Source organism: Hoylesella enoeca JCM 12259 (assembly GCF_000613405.1).
Taxonomy (GTDB): Bacteria; Bacteroidota; Bacteroidia; order Bacteroidales; family Bacteroidaceae; genus Prevotella; species Prevotella enoeca.
Genome location: NZ_BAIX01000008.1, coordinates 15,066 through 29,446, shown reverse-complemented (window position 1 = coordinate 29,446; position 14,381 = coordinate 15,066). Strand labels below are relative to the sequence as shown.

Here is a 14,381-nt window from a genome sequence, read left to right as displayed (position 1 = left end):
CAATTTGGAATCCTTGGTTCATGGTTTAGGATTAATTTAAAAATGTAACAAAATGAAGAAGACTTTCTTTTTACAATTGTGTGTTTGGCTTTTTCTTATAATATTGTTTTCCCAATGTACAAAGGTTGATGTAGAGAATGTAGGAGTGCGCAAGACAACGATTCTTCGGCATAATTATATTGCAATAACCACAAAAGATGATATTCCCGGCGAAGTGGAAGTGCATTATAGTATATTGGGCAATAATGGACAAAACGAAGTCAAAACAGAGAGGCTTTCTACTCCTTGCGTGATTGGTGGAGAGAACGTCTTGGTCGCCTATGATAGTATTGTTGGTACACATTCGGGGAAAAGCGTTTTTAGCCAGCTTACCTTGAAAAGAGACTATCAAGAAAACGGAGCGGATTTTCTTTCAATCAAGAATTTGTCTTCGGCCGTCCTTGAGTATGCCGTCATCGGTAACCAGCCTCTTGTGTTCCATAATCCCGCAGATTTAAACGAATACCATAATTTCACTAATTTAAACGAGATAGATAAAACCAAGGTTGTAAAAGAAAGCCCAACTCCTATTAATTCAGAAGGCATTCCTATTTTATATTTACTAAAGCCTGAACTTTCTAAAATCAACCAATACTATATTTTGCTAAGTATTGGGGATTGTGTGAATGGAGAGCTTACAACCGTAGAAAGTACCTATGCTAAGAATATTGGCATTAAACCTACACAACATACTATTCGAGAAATAATAAATTGCTACAAAGAGGAATATAGCCATGGCAAAGCCCTATTTGCAGACTACAACGACTATGATTTAAAATGCCAAAAGTACAAAGGTCTAGCTCGTTTAGACATAAAACTTTATGGAGAAATACAGCCTGAGTCTTTTGTAAGGAACTCTGGACAGATTTGGTTTATTAATACAACTTCGGGAATGAAGGGAATTGATACCTTTAAGATATTTCAATAGGAATGATACATACTAAATTTATGTTATGCTGTCTTTTGTCTGCTATTATTGGATTGCTCTGAAAATGATAACATAGTTAGGTATTAACCTTGGAGCAAAAAAAGATATGATTCAAGAAAGAATGGTTTCACTTCGCACCTGCTTATAGAAACTACCTTTTTTGGTTTAATTCTTAATAAATTGCAAATAATAGGGGTACAACGAGTTGCTTTTGTCGTTATTGATTCATCGTAGGCCTACGACGAACAGTTTTCGCAATTTTCCATCGATTGTACCCCTACGACGAGCAGTTTCTCTCGTTTTTTGATCATCGTAGGCCTACGAAGTCCTCTTTTCACTGTTTTTCATCGATCGTACCCCTACGACGAGCTGTTCTTCTCGCTTTTTGATCATCGTAGGGGTACGAAGACCTATTTTCGCTATTTTTTATTGATCGTATCCCTACGATGAGTTGTTTCTCTCGCTTTCGGCCTTTCCCAATGTTGGGATACGCTGATTTTAGCAAGAAACTCAACGTGCCCCAGGACCAAGGCAACTGATCACTTCAATCGATATTCATCTTTGGCATCCAGCATGTGGCCATCGAAATCATAGTAATGATCCTTGGCAATCCACTGCCGATGAGAAAACGGACGGGAAGGATTCAAACTTCGCACCACTTTTTTGATGATGATGCTGTCGCGACAACACACGATGGAAAAACCGGAACCCATGTTCGACGACTTTCGCGAACGAGAATCATAACGCCAAAGTTGCTCCATATTATAACTATTCGAAACCTCATCGCCCGTCTTACGCACTACAACGAAAATGCAATTGCCGTCAGGACTGAGGAAAGTACGCAGCAAACGTGCATAAGACGATGATGAAAACTCGACGCCCACACTCTTGTTTGTGACCACATCGTAACGGAAAAGGCGGTTATAAAGCGTGTAATAGAGGCAGTGACGATGATTATCCGTGTATTTGGACACCACTTCCGCGCCCGCAGGCAGATGTCGGGCCATGGCTTTGACACGGTTGGCCAGCGGCGTCTGAGCTGTAAGCAGCAATGGGAAAAGCGCTGCTGAAACAACAAGGAGAAATCGATGGGACAACAAACTAAATATCATCTGCTTGTGATTTTTTATCTGACGGTGATATGAAAACATCCTTGCTTCACCTCGTATTTAATATAACATCTGCCCGATTGGCGTATATCGTTAAGCACTTCGCTTAATATCCACTTCAGCGTATCGTTTCTCACAGCCCGTTTTTGCGGTCCGTCGGGCGCCTCAACGGTCTTATATCGGTTATAACAAACGTCGAATGTGGTGCCGTAAAGATGGCAACTGTTTTGCGTGGCATTGCCGTTGTGACCACGAAGTTTGTTCACATCAGCCTTACTCCGCATCACACTCGTAACAATGATTTTATGCAATGGAACGCCTTTCAGTTGTAGACTGTCGAAGAAATTACGCCCGATATCTTGCAGCAGAACGGCTGCCCGAGGCACAAGATAGGGAATGCTGCTGTGCAACCTGTCTACACAGAAAAAGGGGTTGCTGCCCACATAGACCAATTCCGACTTGCGATGTTCTGCCTCCTGACGGTCAATAACAGGCTGAACACCGTGTTTGTTGGCCGCAATCAATTGCACATCGTTTTGGTCGGGAAATGCATTGCCGAAATGAGGCACGCTCATGATGCGATGCTTCGCTATCGTCCCGTCTGCACGGAAGAATCGAGAGCCCTTGCGATTAACCGTTAGTCGACTTGCGTTTAACGGCTTTTCATCGTGCGAAAGACCGTTAGTTGCAGCGCGTTTAACGGTATCTGAAAATTCATTTATATCCGACTCGGGAATCGATGCATGTGAAACAGGTTGTGCAACAGATGGAAAGATCAAACGAATGAGCGCCAACAACAACACCGTTGCAGCAAATCCGCTTAGATATTTGTTCTTAGAAAGTTTCATTCTGAATACATTCGAATTGATATGCAAAGGTAACAAATTAATTCAGAACATAAAATTCGCAATTTGTTTTATTTGCAGCTTTCATATTTTTAGTGTACTTTTGTAGGCAAAATAACCATACTTGAAGGGTATTATACATTGATAGAGAAGCATATCGTATTAGAAGACATTGATCCGATGATGTTTTATGGCGTAGGCAATGGTAATTTGCAGATCATTAAGTCGCTATTTCCGAAGTTGCGCATCGTAGCCAGAGACAACGTTATTCGCGTGTTGGGCGATGAGGAAGAGATGTGTAAATTTGAAGAAAACATCGAGAACCTACGCCTGCATTTACTACGTTTTAACTCTCTTTTGGAAGAAGACATCCTCGATATCATCAAGCATCGTAAGACCAAAGCAGAGAGTGTGAAGGGCGTTCTCATATATAGCATCTCAGGGAGGCCCATCAAAGGGCGTAGCGAAAACCAACAGAAGCTTATCGAAGCATACGAAACACACGATATGTTGTTTGCCGTAGGGCCGGCTGGAACAGGTAAAACCTATCTCAGTATTGCTTTAGCGGTGAAAGCTTTGAAAGAGAAGACAGCCAAAAAGATTATTCTCAGTCGCCCGGCAGTAGAAGCCGGCGAGAAATTAGGCTTTCTTCCGGGTGATATGAAAGATAAAATCGATCCCTATCTGCAACCACTTTACGATGCGCTCGAAGATATGCTGCCAGCTGTCAAACTGCAAGATATGATGGAGAAACACGTCATTCAGATTGCACCATTGGCGTTTATGCGTGGCAGGACATTGAGTGACGCGGTCGTTATACTTGATGAAGCGCAGAATACAACACCTGCACAGATACGGATGTTCCTCACTCGGATGGGCTGGAACACCAAAATGATCATCACGGGAGATATGACACAGATTGATCTTCCGCACGAACAACGTAGCGGTTTGCGTGAAGCCTTGCGGGTATTGGGCAATATCGACGACATTGCTGTCATCACGTTAGGCCAGAAAGACATTGTGCGCCACAAGCTGGTAACAAAGATCGTAAATGCTTATGATACTTACGACAAAGGCAAAGAACAGTAAAACTAACTTATAACAAGATAGAAATGATGCAAGCACTGACTAAAACCGATTTCCGATTTGATAAACAAAAGAGTGTTTATCATGGTAAAGTACGCGACGTTTACAATATCGACGACGACTTACTGGTGATGGTTGCCACCGACAGAATATCTGCTTTCGATGTCGTTCTACCCAAAGGCATCCCCTTTAAAGGGCAAGTTCTCAATCAGATTGCAGCCCAGTTTTTGGATGCGACATGTGACATCTGCCCCAATTGGAAACTCGCTACGCCCGACCCGATGGTTACCGTGGGACTCAAATGCGAAGGATTCAGAGTGGAGATGATTATTCGTTCCATCCTCACGGGTAGTGCTTGGCGGGCATATAAAGAGGGAGAACGCGAGTTGTGCGGTGTTAAATTGCCCGAAGGTATGCGCGAAAACCAACGCTTCCCCGAACCTATCGTTACACCGACGACTAAAGCCGATGAGGGGCACGACCTTAATATCTCGCGCGAAGAGATTATCAGTCAAGGCGTGGTAACGGCCGAAGACTACACGGTTATTGAAGACTACACACGCAAACTGTTTCGTCGCGGACAGGAAATTGCCGCTAAACAGGGACTCATTCTCGTTGACACGAAATATGAATTCGGTAAACGTGACGGTAAGATTTACCTTATCGATGAGATTCATACACCTGATAGCAGTCGCTATTTTTATGCAGATGGCTACGAAGAAAAGTTTGAAAAGGGAGAGCCTCAACGCCAACTCTCTAAGGAGTTTGTGCGCCAATGGCTTATTGAACACGATTTTATGAACGAGCCTGGACAGTCGATGCCCGAAATAACAGATACTTATGCCAAGAGTGTGAGCGACCGCTACATTGAGCTTTACGAGCATATCACAGGCCAGAAGTTTGATAAAGCTATTGAGAATGGCGATATTTCCGCTCGTATCGAACGCAACGTAAAAGCCTATTTGGCTTCGAGATAAATGCCCGATGTACGAACAAGAGAAGATAAAGCCTTACAACGGCTTAGGCGAAAAGGGACGATTAGTGGAACGGATGTTCGATAGTATCGCGCCCACTTACGATACTCTGAACCATCGTTTGTCGTTGAATATTGATAAAGGTTGGCGCAAACAGGCTATAAAGCAGTTATTACCCTTTGCCCCGAAAACGGTACTTGATATCGCGACCGGCACCGGCGATTTTGCGATTTTGGCTGCACAGATGTTGCAACCAAGTCGACTTGTGGGCGTGGATATATCCCAACGAATGATGGATATCGGCCAGAAAAAAGTGGCAGAAGCGGAATTACAGGGAATAATCTCGTTCGAGAAAGAAGACTGTTTGTCGCTTTCCTTTGCCGACGAGACTTTTGATGCCGTAACCGCAGCATTCGGAATACGCAACTTTCAAGATTTAGACCGCGGATTGGCAGAAATGTGTCGGGTGCTGAAAAAGGGTGGACACCTAAGCATTGTCGAGTTAACCGCTCCCATTTCTGCCCCGATGCGCTGGCTGTTCAAGGTTTATTCGCACACGTTTCTGCCCCTGTACGGCCGACTGATTTCCAAAGATAAGGAAGCTTATCGCTATCTCACGGCCACCATTGAAGCCTTTCCACAAGGCGACCGAATGGTGAATATTCTGCGTAAAGCAGGCTTTTCTAAGGCCAGTTACAGGCGACTCACATTCGGCGTTTGCACAATGTATTTCGCAACCAAATAGTTTTTAGTCTGCTACACATTATGAACATAACAACCAAGAGCGATGGATAAATATGGATTAATCGGCTATCCACTGGGACATTCATTCTCGGTGGGCTTCTTTAATGAGAAGTTCGAGAACGAAGGAATCGATGCACAGTACATCAACTATGAAATTCCGTCTATTGAAAACCTGCGAGAGATTCTTGATTCAACGCCTAATCTGCGCGGACTCAATGTTACCCTGCCGTACAAAGAACAGGTAATCGACTATCTGGATGCCATTACGCCTGAAGCCGAAGCCATCGGAGCGGTGAACGTAATACGCGTAACACACAACGGAAAGAAGACTTTGCTTAAAGGATACAATAGTGATGTAATCGGTTTCAGCAAGAGTATCGAGCCTCTGTTTGAGCCTTGCCATAAGAAAGCGCTTATTTTAGGCACCGGCGGAGCATCCAAAGCGATCGATTATGGACTGCGTTCACTCGGGTTGAAAACTCTTTTTGTGAGTCGCAGTGACACCCATCCCAATACAATTCAATATGAAAGGCTTACGCCGGAAGACATTCGCGAGTATAATGTAATCGTTAATTGCACACCCGTTGGTATGTATCCGCACGCTGACGAATGCCCTAACCTACCCTATGAAGCGATGAATAGTCATACGCTTTTATACGATTTGATTTACAATCCAGACGAAACGCTCTTTATGAAACGTGGAAAAGCGCAGGGAGCGACCGTTAAAAACGGTCTCGAAATGCTGCTTTTGCAAGCGTTTGCAAGTTGGGACTTCTGGCACGAACGGTAAAACAGACACATTTCAATATGGAAAACAGATATATGATGCGCGGTGTAAGTGCCGCCAAAGAGGATGTTCACAATGCGATTAAGCATATTGACAAAGGCCTTTATCCACAAGCCTTCTGTAAAATAATACCTGATGTGCTGGGTGGCGACTCCGAATATTGCAACATTATGCATGCAGACGGGGCGGGAACAAAGTCGGCTTTGGCTTATATGTACTGGAAAGAGACGGGCGACTTGCGTGTTTGGAAAGGCATTGCACAGGATGCCGTGGTGATGAATACAGACGATTTGCTGTGTGTGGGAGCCGTAGACAACATCTTGGTTTCAAGCACAATCGGGCGCAATAAACTATTGGTGCCAGGCGAAGTAATTGCTGCTATCATCAATGGAACAGACGAGCTGCTGGCCGAAATGCGCCGAATGGGCATCGGAATATACCCTACTGGCGGCGAAACGGCTGATGTCGGCGACCTTGTTCGCACGATTATCGTCGATTCAACCGTAATGTGTCGGATGAAAAGAGCTGATATAATCGATAACGCCAACATACGACCTGGTGACGTAATTGTGGGACTTTCGTCTACGGGTAAGGCAGTTTATGAAGACCGTTATAATGGAGGTATGGGCAGCAACGGACTCACCAGCGCCCGCCACGATGTCTTTTCAAAATATCTCGCGGCGCTTTATCCCGAGAGTTTCGATCATAATGTCCCCGAAAAATTGGTTTACAGCGGACACAAAAAACTGACAGATGCCATAGAAGGACTATCTCTTGATGCCGGACAATTGGTGCTTTCGCCTACGCGAACGTATGCACCCGTTATCAAACGCGTACTGGATAAGCATCGCGCTGACATTCACGGAATGGTGCATTGCACCGGAGGCGCACAGACAAAAGTGCTGCATTTCGTGGGCGATAACTGTCGCGTAGTAAAAGATCATCTGTTCCCCACTCCCCCACTTTTCCGTATGATTCAAGCTGAAAGCGGCACTCCGTGGCAAGAGATGTACCAAGTCTTCAATATGGGTCACCGTATGGAGTTATACGTTCAGCCCGAAATCGCCGACGCGATTATCAATATCAGTCTGTCATTTGGCATTGATGCGCAGGTTATAGGACATATAGAAGAAGGCCCACGAGCGCTGACCATCTACTCCGAATACGGAACATTCAACTATTAAATATGGCAGAACAAAATACAATATTAGAGAAATTAGACGGTTTGGAGAGCCGTTATGAAGAAGTTTCGACGCTGATTACTGATCCAAACGTTATCGCAGAACAAGACCGTTACGTTAAACTTACACGCGAATATAAGGAACTTGGTGATATTATGGACGCCCGCAAGCGTTACATCGATTGTCTAAATGCTATCCGTGAGGCCAAAGATTTGCTGACTAATGAGAGTGATCCCGATATGCGGGAAATGGCTCGTGAGGAACTGCAAACCAATGAATCGCTGCAGCCCCGGATAGAAGAAGAGATCAAACTGGCGCTTGTTCCCAAAGATCCCGAAGATGCCAAGAACGTCCAGATGGAGATTCGCGCTGGTACAGGAGGTGATGAGGCTGCCCTGTTTGCAGGCGACCTGTTTCAGATGTACAAAAAGTTCTGCGATTCGAAGGGCTGGTCTCTCTCTGTAACCAGTGCAAGTGAAGGAGCTGTGGGCGGCTTCAAGGAAATCGATTTTGCCGTGAGCGGCGACGGGGTTTACGGCACGTTGAAATACGAATCAGGCGTACACCGTGTTCAACGAGTGCCTGCCACCGAGACGCAGGGCCGTATGCACACCTCAGCTGCAACGGTAGCCGTGCTGCCCGAAGCCGATAAATTCGAAGTCAACATCAACGAAGGTGACATTAAATGGGATACGTTTCGTAGCTCGGGAGCCGGCGGACAGAATGTGAATAAGGTAGAATCTGGTGTACGTCTACGTTATCCGTGGAAGAATCCCAACACAGGTGAGACGGAAGAAATACTCATCGAGTGTACCGAAACGCGCGATCAGCCCAAAAACAAAGAGCGAGCGCTCTCGCGTCTGCGTACATTCATCTATGATAGAGAGCATCAGAAGTATGTCGATGACATTGCAAATCGTCGCAAAAGTCTTGTTTCTACGGGCGATCGCTCGGCTAAAATTCGTACGTATAACTTCCCCCAAGGTCGCGTTACCGATCATCGTATCGGCTATACGACACACGATCTGCAAGGCTTTTTGGGTGGAAACATTCAAGATATGATTGATGCGCTCACTGTGGCAGAGAATGCCGAGCGAATGAAAGAAAGTGAACTATAAATTCATTCATCTATGAACAGACAGCAACTCATTGAACAAATCTTTGCCAAACGCACCTTTTTATGCGTAGGTTTAGATACAGATGTTCGGAAAATTCCTGCTCATCTGCGAATGAGCAACGATCCTATCTTTGATTTCAACAAAGCAATCATTGACGCGACAGCTCCTTTTTGCGTGGCTTATAAGCCCAATTTAGCCTTTTACGAGTGCTTGGGCGTGAAGGGGATGCAGGCTTTTGAACGCACTATATGTTATCTAAAAGACGTTTATCCGCAACATTTCATCATCGCTGATGCCAAGCGCGGCGATATCGGCAACACGTCGGCCATGTATGCCCGTACCTTTTTTGAGGAATACAATATAGATGCACTCACCGTCGCTCCTTATATGGGCGAAGACAGTGTGACGCCTTTCCTCGCCTATCCAGGCAAATGGGTGATTCTACTTGCATTGACCAGCAACAAAGGATCACGTGATTTTCAACTCACGGAAGATGCCACCGGCGAACGACTTTTTGAAAAAGTACTGCGCAAATCACAAAAATGGGGAGACGATGAACACATGATGTATGTCGTAGGAGCTACACAAGGACAGATGTTTGAAGACATTCGGCGACTCGCTCCCACGCATTTCCTCCTCGTTCCGGGTGTCGGTGCACAAGGTGGGAGCCTGCAAGAGGTGTGCCGATATGGGATGATCGAAGACTGTGGACTACTTATCAACAGTAGTCGCGGCATCATTTATGCCAGTCAAGGAACAGATTTCGCCGAAGCAGCAGCACAAAAGGCGAAGGAACTTCAACAACAGATGGAAATAGAATTAATGAATATCAGATAAATCTCTCATTTTCTTCATATTATAGATAATACCCGATTGCATTGCAATCCTATTAAAATAAGCGAATAAAAGGAGCAATAACATTTTACATTTGCTCCTTTTATTCATATCCATTAGATAGCTTTCGTCCAACCATTTATAACTTTCCAAACAATTACTCATCGTTGAATGGCTTGCAATTAACCATTAATCGCAGCACATTTAACGGTTAATCGCAAGGCGAAAAAGCACTTATCGAAAACCAACTATCGTTTAAATAGTAAGTAATTAATATACTATGAGATAAAAAGTATGATTAAACGATTTTACAGACAGTATTTTCCTCTATTTGCTCTGCGCCTACATAAGTAATCTTTTGCAGTAACACTTTCGTTATTTTCCATTTCGATAGGCACTTTGAAATCAATACTTACAAATCGATAGCCAACAAGTCATAAATCTATTGAGGAAAAGGGGCTTCCCTCCTTATTAACTGCGGAATAATTGCCAACTTTCAAAAAAAACGACAAATATTAGATTTCTTGTCCCCGTTTCTGCCTAAAAATTGCTATATTTGCAGAATTAAATTAAGTAACTGACAGAAATGGAATTTACAGCAGGGCAGATCGCTCAGTTCATCCAAGGAAAAGTCGACGGCGATGAAAGTGTTGTCGTCAATTCCTTTGCTAAGATAGAGGAAGGCGTTCCGGGAGCAATCTCATTCTTATCGAATCCCAAATATACACATTATATATATGATACGCAGGCGAGTGTGGTGTTGATTGACGAAGAAATCGAGCTAACACAACCCGTAAAAGTTACGCTGATACGCGTGAAAAACGCCTATGAGTGTGTCGCCAAACTGTTGCAGATGTACGAATCGGCCAACACAAAAAAGTGTGGTATTGATTCGTTGGCTTTTATTTCACCATCGGCAAAGATCGGTAAGGATTGCTATATCGGTGCATTTGCTTATATCGGCGACGGCGTAGAGATCGGTAACGGATGTCAAATTTATCCGCACGCCACACTTTGCAACCATGTAACCATGGGCGAAAACTGCGTGATTTATCCCCACACCACCATTTATCACGATTGCAAACTGGGCAATCGTATCACACTTCACGCCGGAAGTGTAATCGGTGCAGATGGTTTCGGATTTGCACCTGCGACCGAAGGATATGATAAAATACCGCAAATCGGTATCGTGACAATCGAAGATGATGTGGAGATCGGCGCCAACACGTGTGTTGATCGGTCTACAATGGGAAGCACTTACATCCGTAAAGGTGTAAAATTGGACAACTTGGTGCAAATCGCTCACAATACAGATATCGGCGAAAACACAGTGATGTCGGCACAAGTGGGCGTTGCCGGTAGCACGAAAGTGGGAAGTTGGTGTATGCTTGGCGGTCAAGTGGGCATCGCCGGACACATAACCATCGGCGACAAAGTGTTTTTGGGTGCACAATCGGGCGTTCCCGGCAACCTCAAAAGCGATCAGTCGCTCATCGGTACACCACCGATGGAACCCAAAGCTTATTTCAGATCACAGGCTATATTCCGCAAGTTGCCGGAGATATATAAGCAAATCGATGCCCTACAAAAACGAATTGAAGAATTAGAAAAGAAATAAATACGAGAAAAGTTATGCTGAAACAGAATACACTGAAAGGTAGTTTCTCTCTTTGTGGCAAAGGTTTGCACACAGGGTTGAGTCTTACAGTCACATTCAATCCAGCCCCGGAAAATACAGGTTACAAGATTCAACGCATCGATTTGGATGATCAACCCATCGTGGATGCTATCGCCGAGAATGTTGTCGACACGCAACGCGGCACTGTCTTGTCTAAAAACGATGTGCGCATCTCGACAGTTGAGCATGGCCTTGCAGCTCTTTATGCACTTGGTGTAGACAATTGTCTCATCCAGGTCAACGGTCCCGAGTTTCCAATTCTCGACGGTTCGGCTGCGATATATGTTGAAAAGATCCGACAAATAGGCCTCGAAGAGCAGAGCGCACCTAAGGATTATTACATCATCCGACACAAAATCGAGGTGAAAGATGATGCCACAGGCTCGTGCATTACGATCCTGCCTGACGATCAGTTTAGTATTACGGCCATGTGTTCGTTTGATTCCAAGTTTATCAACAGTCAATTCGCAACACTGGATAACATTGATGCTTTTGCCGAAGAGATTGCTCCGGCCCGCACGTTTGTTTTCGTTCGTGACATCGAACCATTGTTAAAAGCCAACTTAATCAAAGGAGGCGACTTGGATAATGCCATCGTTATCTATGAACGTCAGACCAATCAAGCGCTTTTGGATCAATTAGCCGACCAGTTGAAAGTGGCTCACATGGATGCCACCAAATTGGGATATATTCAGCACAAGCCGTTAGTTTGGGAGAACGAATGCACGCGTCATAAGCTGCTTGATATTATCGGAGATATGGCTTTGATCGGGAAGCCCATCAAAGGACGTATTGTCGCAACGCGTCCGGGCCACACCATCAATAACAAATTTGCCCGATTGATCCGCAAAGAAATCAGAAAACACGAGATACAAGCACCTATTTATAATCCAAACGATCCTCCCATAATGGATAACAACCGTATTCGGGAGCTGCTTCCACATCGTTATCCGATGCAATTGGTAGACAAAATCATTGCTATGGGGCCTAATAGTATCGTCGGAGTTAAGAATGTAACGAGCAACGAACCGTTTTTCGTAGGACATTTTCCACAAGAGCCCGTGATGCCTGGTGTACTTCAAATCGAAGCCATGGCACAATGCGGTGGTTTGTTGGTGCTCAATCAACTTGAAGAACCAGAACGATGGTCCACTTATTTTATGAAAATCGATGAGGTAAAGTTCCGTCAAAAAGTGGTACCCGGCGACACTTTGCTATTCAGAGTAGAGCTTTTAAACCCCGTAAGACACGGTGTCAGTTCGATGAAAGGCTACATGTTCGTGGGCGATCATGTTGTTTCGGAAGCCACATTTACAGCACAGATTGTTAAGAATAAATGATGAACGAGTATGAATCAGATCAGTCCATTAGCCTACGTACATCCCGAAGCCAAACTCGGTGACGGCAATATTATCGGCCCTTTCTGCTTTATTGACCGTAATACGATCATCGGCGACAATAACGTTTTCCAAAATAGTGTCACCATTAATTATGGAGCCAGATTGGGAAACGGCAACGAGATCTTTCCCGGTGCAAGCATTTCGACCAAGCCACAAGACCTGAAATTCAAAGGAGAAGATTCTATTTGCGAAATAGGCAACAGCAACAGCATTCGCGAAAACGTAACGATCTCGCGCGGAACGGCTTCGAAAGGTACGACAATTGTGGGTAACAACAATCTTCTAATGGAGAATATGCACATTGCACACGACTGCGTTTTCGGTTCAAATCTCATCATCGGGAACTCCACAAAGTTCGGAGGTGAAGTCGTAGTAGACGATCATGCCATTGTCAGCGCAGAGGTTTTGTGTCACCAGTTTTGCCACATCGGCGGCTATGTTATGGTGCAAGGTGGCAGCAGAACAAGCCAAGACATTCCCCCTTACGTGATTGCAGGAAAGGAACCGATACGTTATGCGGGAATTAATGTCGTTGGATTACGTCGCCACGGATTCAGTAACGAGCTAATAGAACTCATTCATGAGGCTTATCGTCTGCTCTATTCAAAAGGTATCAGAGCTGAAGGCATCCTCGAAATTAAGAAGAATCTGCGCATAACTCCGGAAATTCAATACATTATCAACTTTGTTGAAGCATCCGGACGAGGTATTATTAAATAAACGAAGTTGCGTTGCGCACTTCGCACTCCGAGTTGAATGGATACGCTGATTGTGGTCGTCGGTCCTACTGGTGTGGGTAAAACAGAGACATGTTTGCAACTTGCCGAACATTATGCGAGCCCCATCATCAATGCCGATTCACGTCAGATCTTCAAAGAATTGCCCATTGGTACAGCCGCTCCCACAGCCGAACAGCAACGGCGTGTGCAACACTTCTTTGTAGGCAATCACACGATCCAAGATTATTTTAGTGCTTCTTGCTTTGAGAAAGACGTCTTTTCACTGCTCAATCAACCGTTCATTGCAGCGCGAAAGCATGTCATTCTCACAGGTGGAAGTATGATGTATGTAGACGCCGTGTGTAAAGGCATCGACGACATACCCACTATCGACGACAAGACTCGTCAATGGATGAAACGCAGATTAGCCGAAGAAGGCTTACCGGCATTGGTAGAAGAGCTTCGGAAACTTGATCCGGAGCATTATGAAATCGTTGATCGGAACAACCCACGAAGAGTGGTTCATGCACTGGAAATATGCCACATGACGGGTAAGACCTATACTTCTTTTCGTAAAAACACAGTTAAAGAACGTCCGTTTCATATTATCAAGGTGGGCTTGAATCGCCCCCGCGAAGAATTATATGATCGTATCAATAAGCGCGTCGAGCAAATGATGGCCAACGGATTACTCGAAGAAGCTCGCCGAGTGTATCCTTATCGAGGTTTAAACTCGCTCAACACAGTGGGTTATCGCGAATTGTTCGACTATTTCGAAGGCCAAATTCCATTAGAAGAAGCCATCCGCAGAATCCAGTCTAACACCCGTTGCTATTGTCGAAAACAACTGACGTGGTTCAAACGCGATGAAGATATCGCTTGGTTTACACCCGATAACATTGAAGAAATCATAAATTATATAGACGGGAAACAGTAAAT

General features: G+C 44.6%; 14 protein-coding genes. 12 read left to right on the top strand and 2 right to left on the bottom strand.

Features of this window, described 5'->3' with window-relative positions; all coding sequences use genetic code 11:
* Nucleotides 1-52 precede the first annotated feature (52 nt).
* Nucleotides 53-967 (top strand): hypothetical protein, encoded by a 915-nt coding sequence (locus tag JCM12259_RS04240; protein ID WP_025065547.1) that lies wholly within the window; start codon nt 53-55, stop codon nt 965-967.
* Nucleotides 968-1,506: 539 nt separating this feature from the next.
* Here JCM12259_RS04240 and JCM12259_RS04235 read toward each other — a convergent pair.
* Together JCM12259_RS04235 and JCM12259_RS04230 are read right to left on the bottom strand one after the other, a co-directional pair.
* Nucleotides 1,507-2,079, bottom strand: a complete 573-nt coding sequence (locus JCM12259_RS04235; protein WP_025065546.1) for a hypothetical protein — start codon at nt 2,077-2,079, stop codon at nt 1,507-1,509.
* 14 nt (nt 2,080-2,093) lie between these two features.
* Nucleotides 2,094-2,924 (bottom strand): DUF5715 family protein, encoded by an 831-nt coding sequence (locus JCM12259_RS04230; RefSeq protein ID WP_025065545.1) that lies wholly within the window; start codon nt 2,922-2,924, stop codon nt 2,094-2,096.
* Between the two features lie 138 nt (nt 2,925-3,062).
* On the opposite strand from JCM12259_RS04230, the gene JCM12259_RS04225 reads away from it, so the two are divergent.
* The 11 genes from JCM12259_RS04225 to miaA all read left to right on the top strand — a co-directional run bounded on the left by JCM12259_RS04225 (nt 3,063) and on the right by miaA (nt 14,379).
* On the top strand, nt 3,063-4,010 hold the full coding sequence (locus tag JCM12259_RS04225) for a PhoH family protein (protein WP_025065544.1): 948 nt from the start codon (nt 3,063-3,065) through the stop codon (nt 4,008-4,010).
* A 26-nt stretch (nt 4,011-4,036) separates the two neighbouring features.
* Nucleotides 4,037-4,984, top strand: a complete 948-nt coding sequence (locus JCM12259_RS04220; RefSeq protein WP_025065543.1) for a phosphoribosylaminoimidazolesuccinocarboxamide synthase — start codon at nt 4,037-4,039, stop codon at nt 4,982-4,984.
* A 7-nt stretch (nt 4,985-4,991) separates the two neighbouring features.
* The gene (gene ubiE, locus JCM12259_RS04215; protein ID WP_025065542.1) at nt 4,992-5,726 is read left to right on the top strand and encodes a bifunctional demethylmenaquinone methyltransferase/2-methoxy-6-polyprenyl-1,4-benzoquinol methylase UbiE; all 735 of its coding nucleotides are present in this window, start codon (nt 4,992-4,994) and stop codon (nt 5,724-5,726) included.
* Nucleotides 5,727-5,768: 42 nt separating this feature from the next.
* Nucleotides 5,769-6,515, top strand: a complete 747-nt coding sequence (locus tag JCM12259_RS04210; RefSeq protein WP_025065541.1) for a shikimate dehydrogenase family protein — start codon at nt 5,769-5,771, stop codon at nt 6,513-6,515.
* 17 nt (nt 6,516-6,532) lie between these two features.
* A complete protein-coding gene (locus JCM12259_RS04205; RefSeq protein WP_025065540.1) occupies nt 6,533-7,696 on the top strand; it encodes an AIR synthase related protein in 1,164 nt (387 codons plus the stop codon).
* Between the two features lie 2 nt (nt 7,697-7,698).
* Nucleotides 7,699-8,811: a peptide chain release factor 1 gene (gene prfA, locus JCM12259_RS04200; RefSeq protein ID WP_025065539.1), complete on the top strand. Its 1,113-nt coding sequence runs from the start codon at nt 7,699-7,701 to the stop codon at nt 8,809-8,811.
* 12 nt (nt 8,812-8,823) lie between these two features.
* Entirely contained in the window at nt 8,824-9,648 is an 825-nt protein-coding gene (gene pyrF / locus JCM12259_RS04195) for an orotidine-5'-phosphate decarboxylase (RefSeq protein ID WP_025065538.1), read from the top strand.
* A 583-nt stretch (nt 9,649-10,231) separates the two neighbouring features.
* Entirely contained in the window at nt 10,232-11,263 is a 1,032-nt protein-coding gene (gene lpxD, locus JCM12259_RS04185) for a UDP-3-O-(3-hydroxymyristoyl)glucosamine N-acyltransferase (RefSeq protein WP_025065536.1), read from the top strand.
* Between the two features lie 14 nt (nt 11,264-11,277).
* Entirely contained in the window at nt 11,278-12,663 is a 1,386-nt protein-coding gene (locus JCM12259_RS04180; protein WP_025065535.1) for a bifunctional UDP-3-O-[3-hydroxymyristoyl] N-acetylglucosamine deacetylase/3-hydroxyacyl-ACP dehydratase, read from the top strand.
* 9 nt (nt 12,664-12,672) lie between these two features.
* Nucleotides 12,673-13,443, top strand: a complete 771-nt coding sequence (gene lpxA, locus JCM12259_RS04175) for an acyl-ACP--UDP-N-acetylglucosamine O-acyltransferase (RefSeq protein WP_025065534.1) — start codon at nt 12,673-12,675, stop codon at nt 13,441-13,443.
* A 36-nt stretch (nt 13,444-13,479) separates the two neighbouring features.
* Nucleotides 13,480-14,379 carry a tRNA (adenosine(37)-N6)-dimethylallyltransferase MiaA gene (miaA, locus tag JCM12259_RS04170; RefSeq protein ID WP_025065533.1) on the top strand — a complete coding sequence of 300 codons (900 nt, stop codon included), beginning with the start codon at nt 13,480-13,482 and terminating at the stop codon, nt 14,377-14,379.
* Nucleotides 14,380-14,381: the final 2 nt, after the last annotated feature.

Bases quoted from the DNA above. Each gene is read 5' to 3' on its own strand.
- lpxA (WP_025065534.1), top strand. From the start codon at position 12,673: ATGAATCAGATCAGTCCATTAGCCTACGTACATCCCGAAGCCAAACTC.
- JCM12259_RS04240 (WP_025065547.1), top strand. From the start codon at position 53: ATGAAGAAGACTTTCTTTTTACAATTGTGTGTTTGGCTTTTTCTTATA.
- pyrF (WP_025065538.1), top strand. From the start codon at position 8,824: ATGAACAGACAGCAACTCATTGAACAAATCTTTGCCAAACGCACCTTT.
- JCM12259_RS04180 (WP_025065535.1), top strand. From the start codon at position 11,278: ATGCTGAAACAGAATACACTGAAAGGTAGTTTCTCTCTTTGTGGCAAA.
- miaA (WP_025065533.1), top strand. From the start codon at position 13,480: ATGGATACGCTGATTGTGGTCGTCGGTCCTACTGGTGTGGGTAAAACA.
- JCM12259_RS04205 (WP_025065540.1), top strand. From the start codon at position 6,533: ATGGAAAACAGATATATGATGCGCGGTGTAAGTGCCGCCAAAGAGGAT.
- JCM12259_RS04210 (WP_025065541.1), top strand. From the start codon at position 5,769: ATGGATAAATATGGATTAATCGGCTATCCACTGGGACATTCATTCTCG.
- lpxD (WP_025065536.1), top strand. From the start codon at position 10,232: ATGGAATTTACAGCAGGGCAGATCGCTCAGTTCATCCAAGGAAAAGTC.
- prfA (WP_025065539.1), top strand. From the start codon at position 7,699: ATGGCAGAACAAAATACAATATTAGAGAAATTAGACGGTTTGGAGAGC.
- ubiE (WP_025065542.1), top strand. From the start codon at position 4,992: ATGTACGAACAAGAGAAGATAAAGCCTTACAACGGCTTAGGCGAAAAG.
- JCM12259_RS04230 (WP_025065545.1), bottom strand. From the start codon at position 2,924: ATGAAACTTTCTAAGAACAAATATCTAAGCGGATTTGCTGCAACGGTG.
- JCM12259_RS04235 (WP_025065546.1), bottom strand. From the start codon at position 2,079: ATGATATTTAGTTTGTTGTCCCATCGATTTCTCCTTGTTGTTTCAGCA.
- JCM12259_RS04220 (WP_025065543.1), top strand. From the start codon at position 4,037: ATGCAAGCACTGACTAAAACCGATTTCCGATTTGATAAACAAAAGAGT.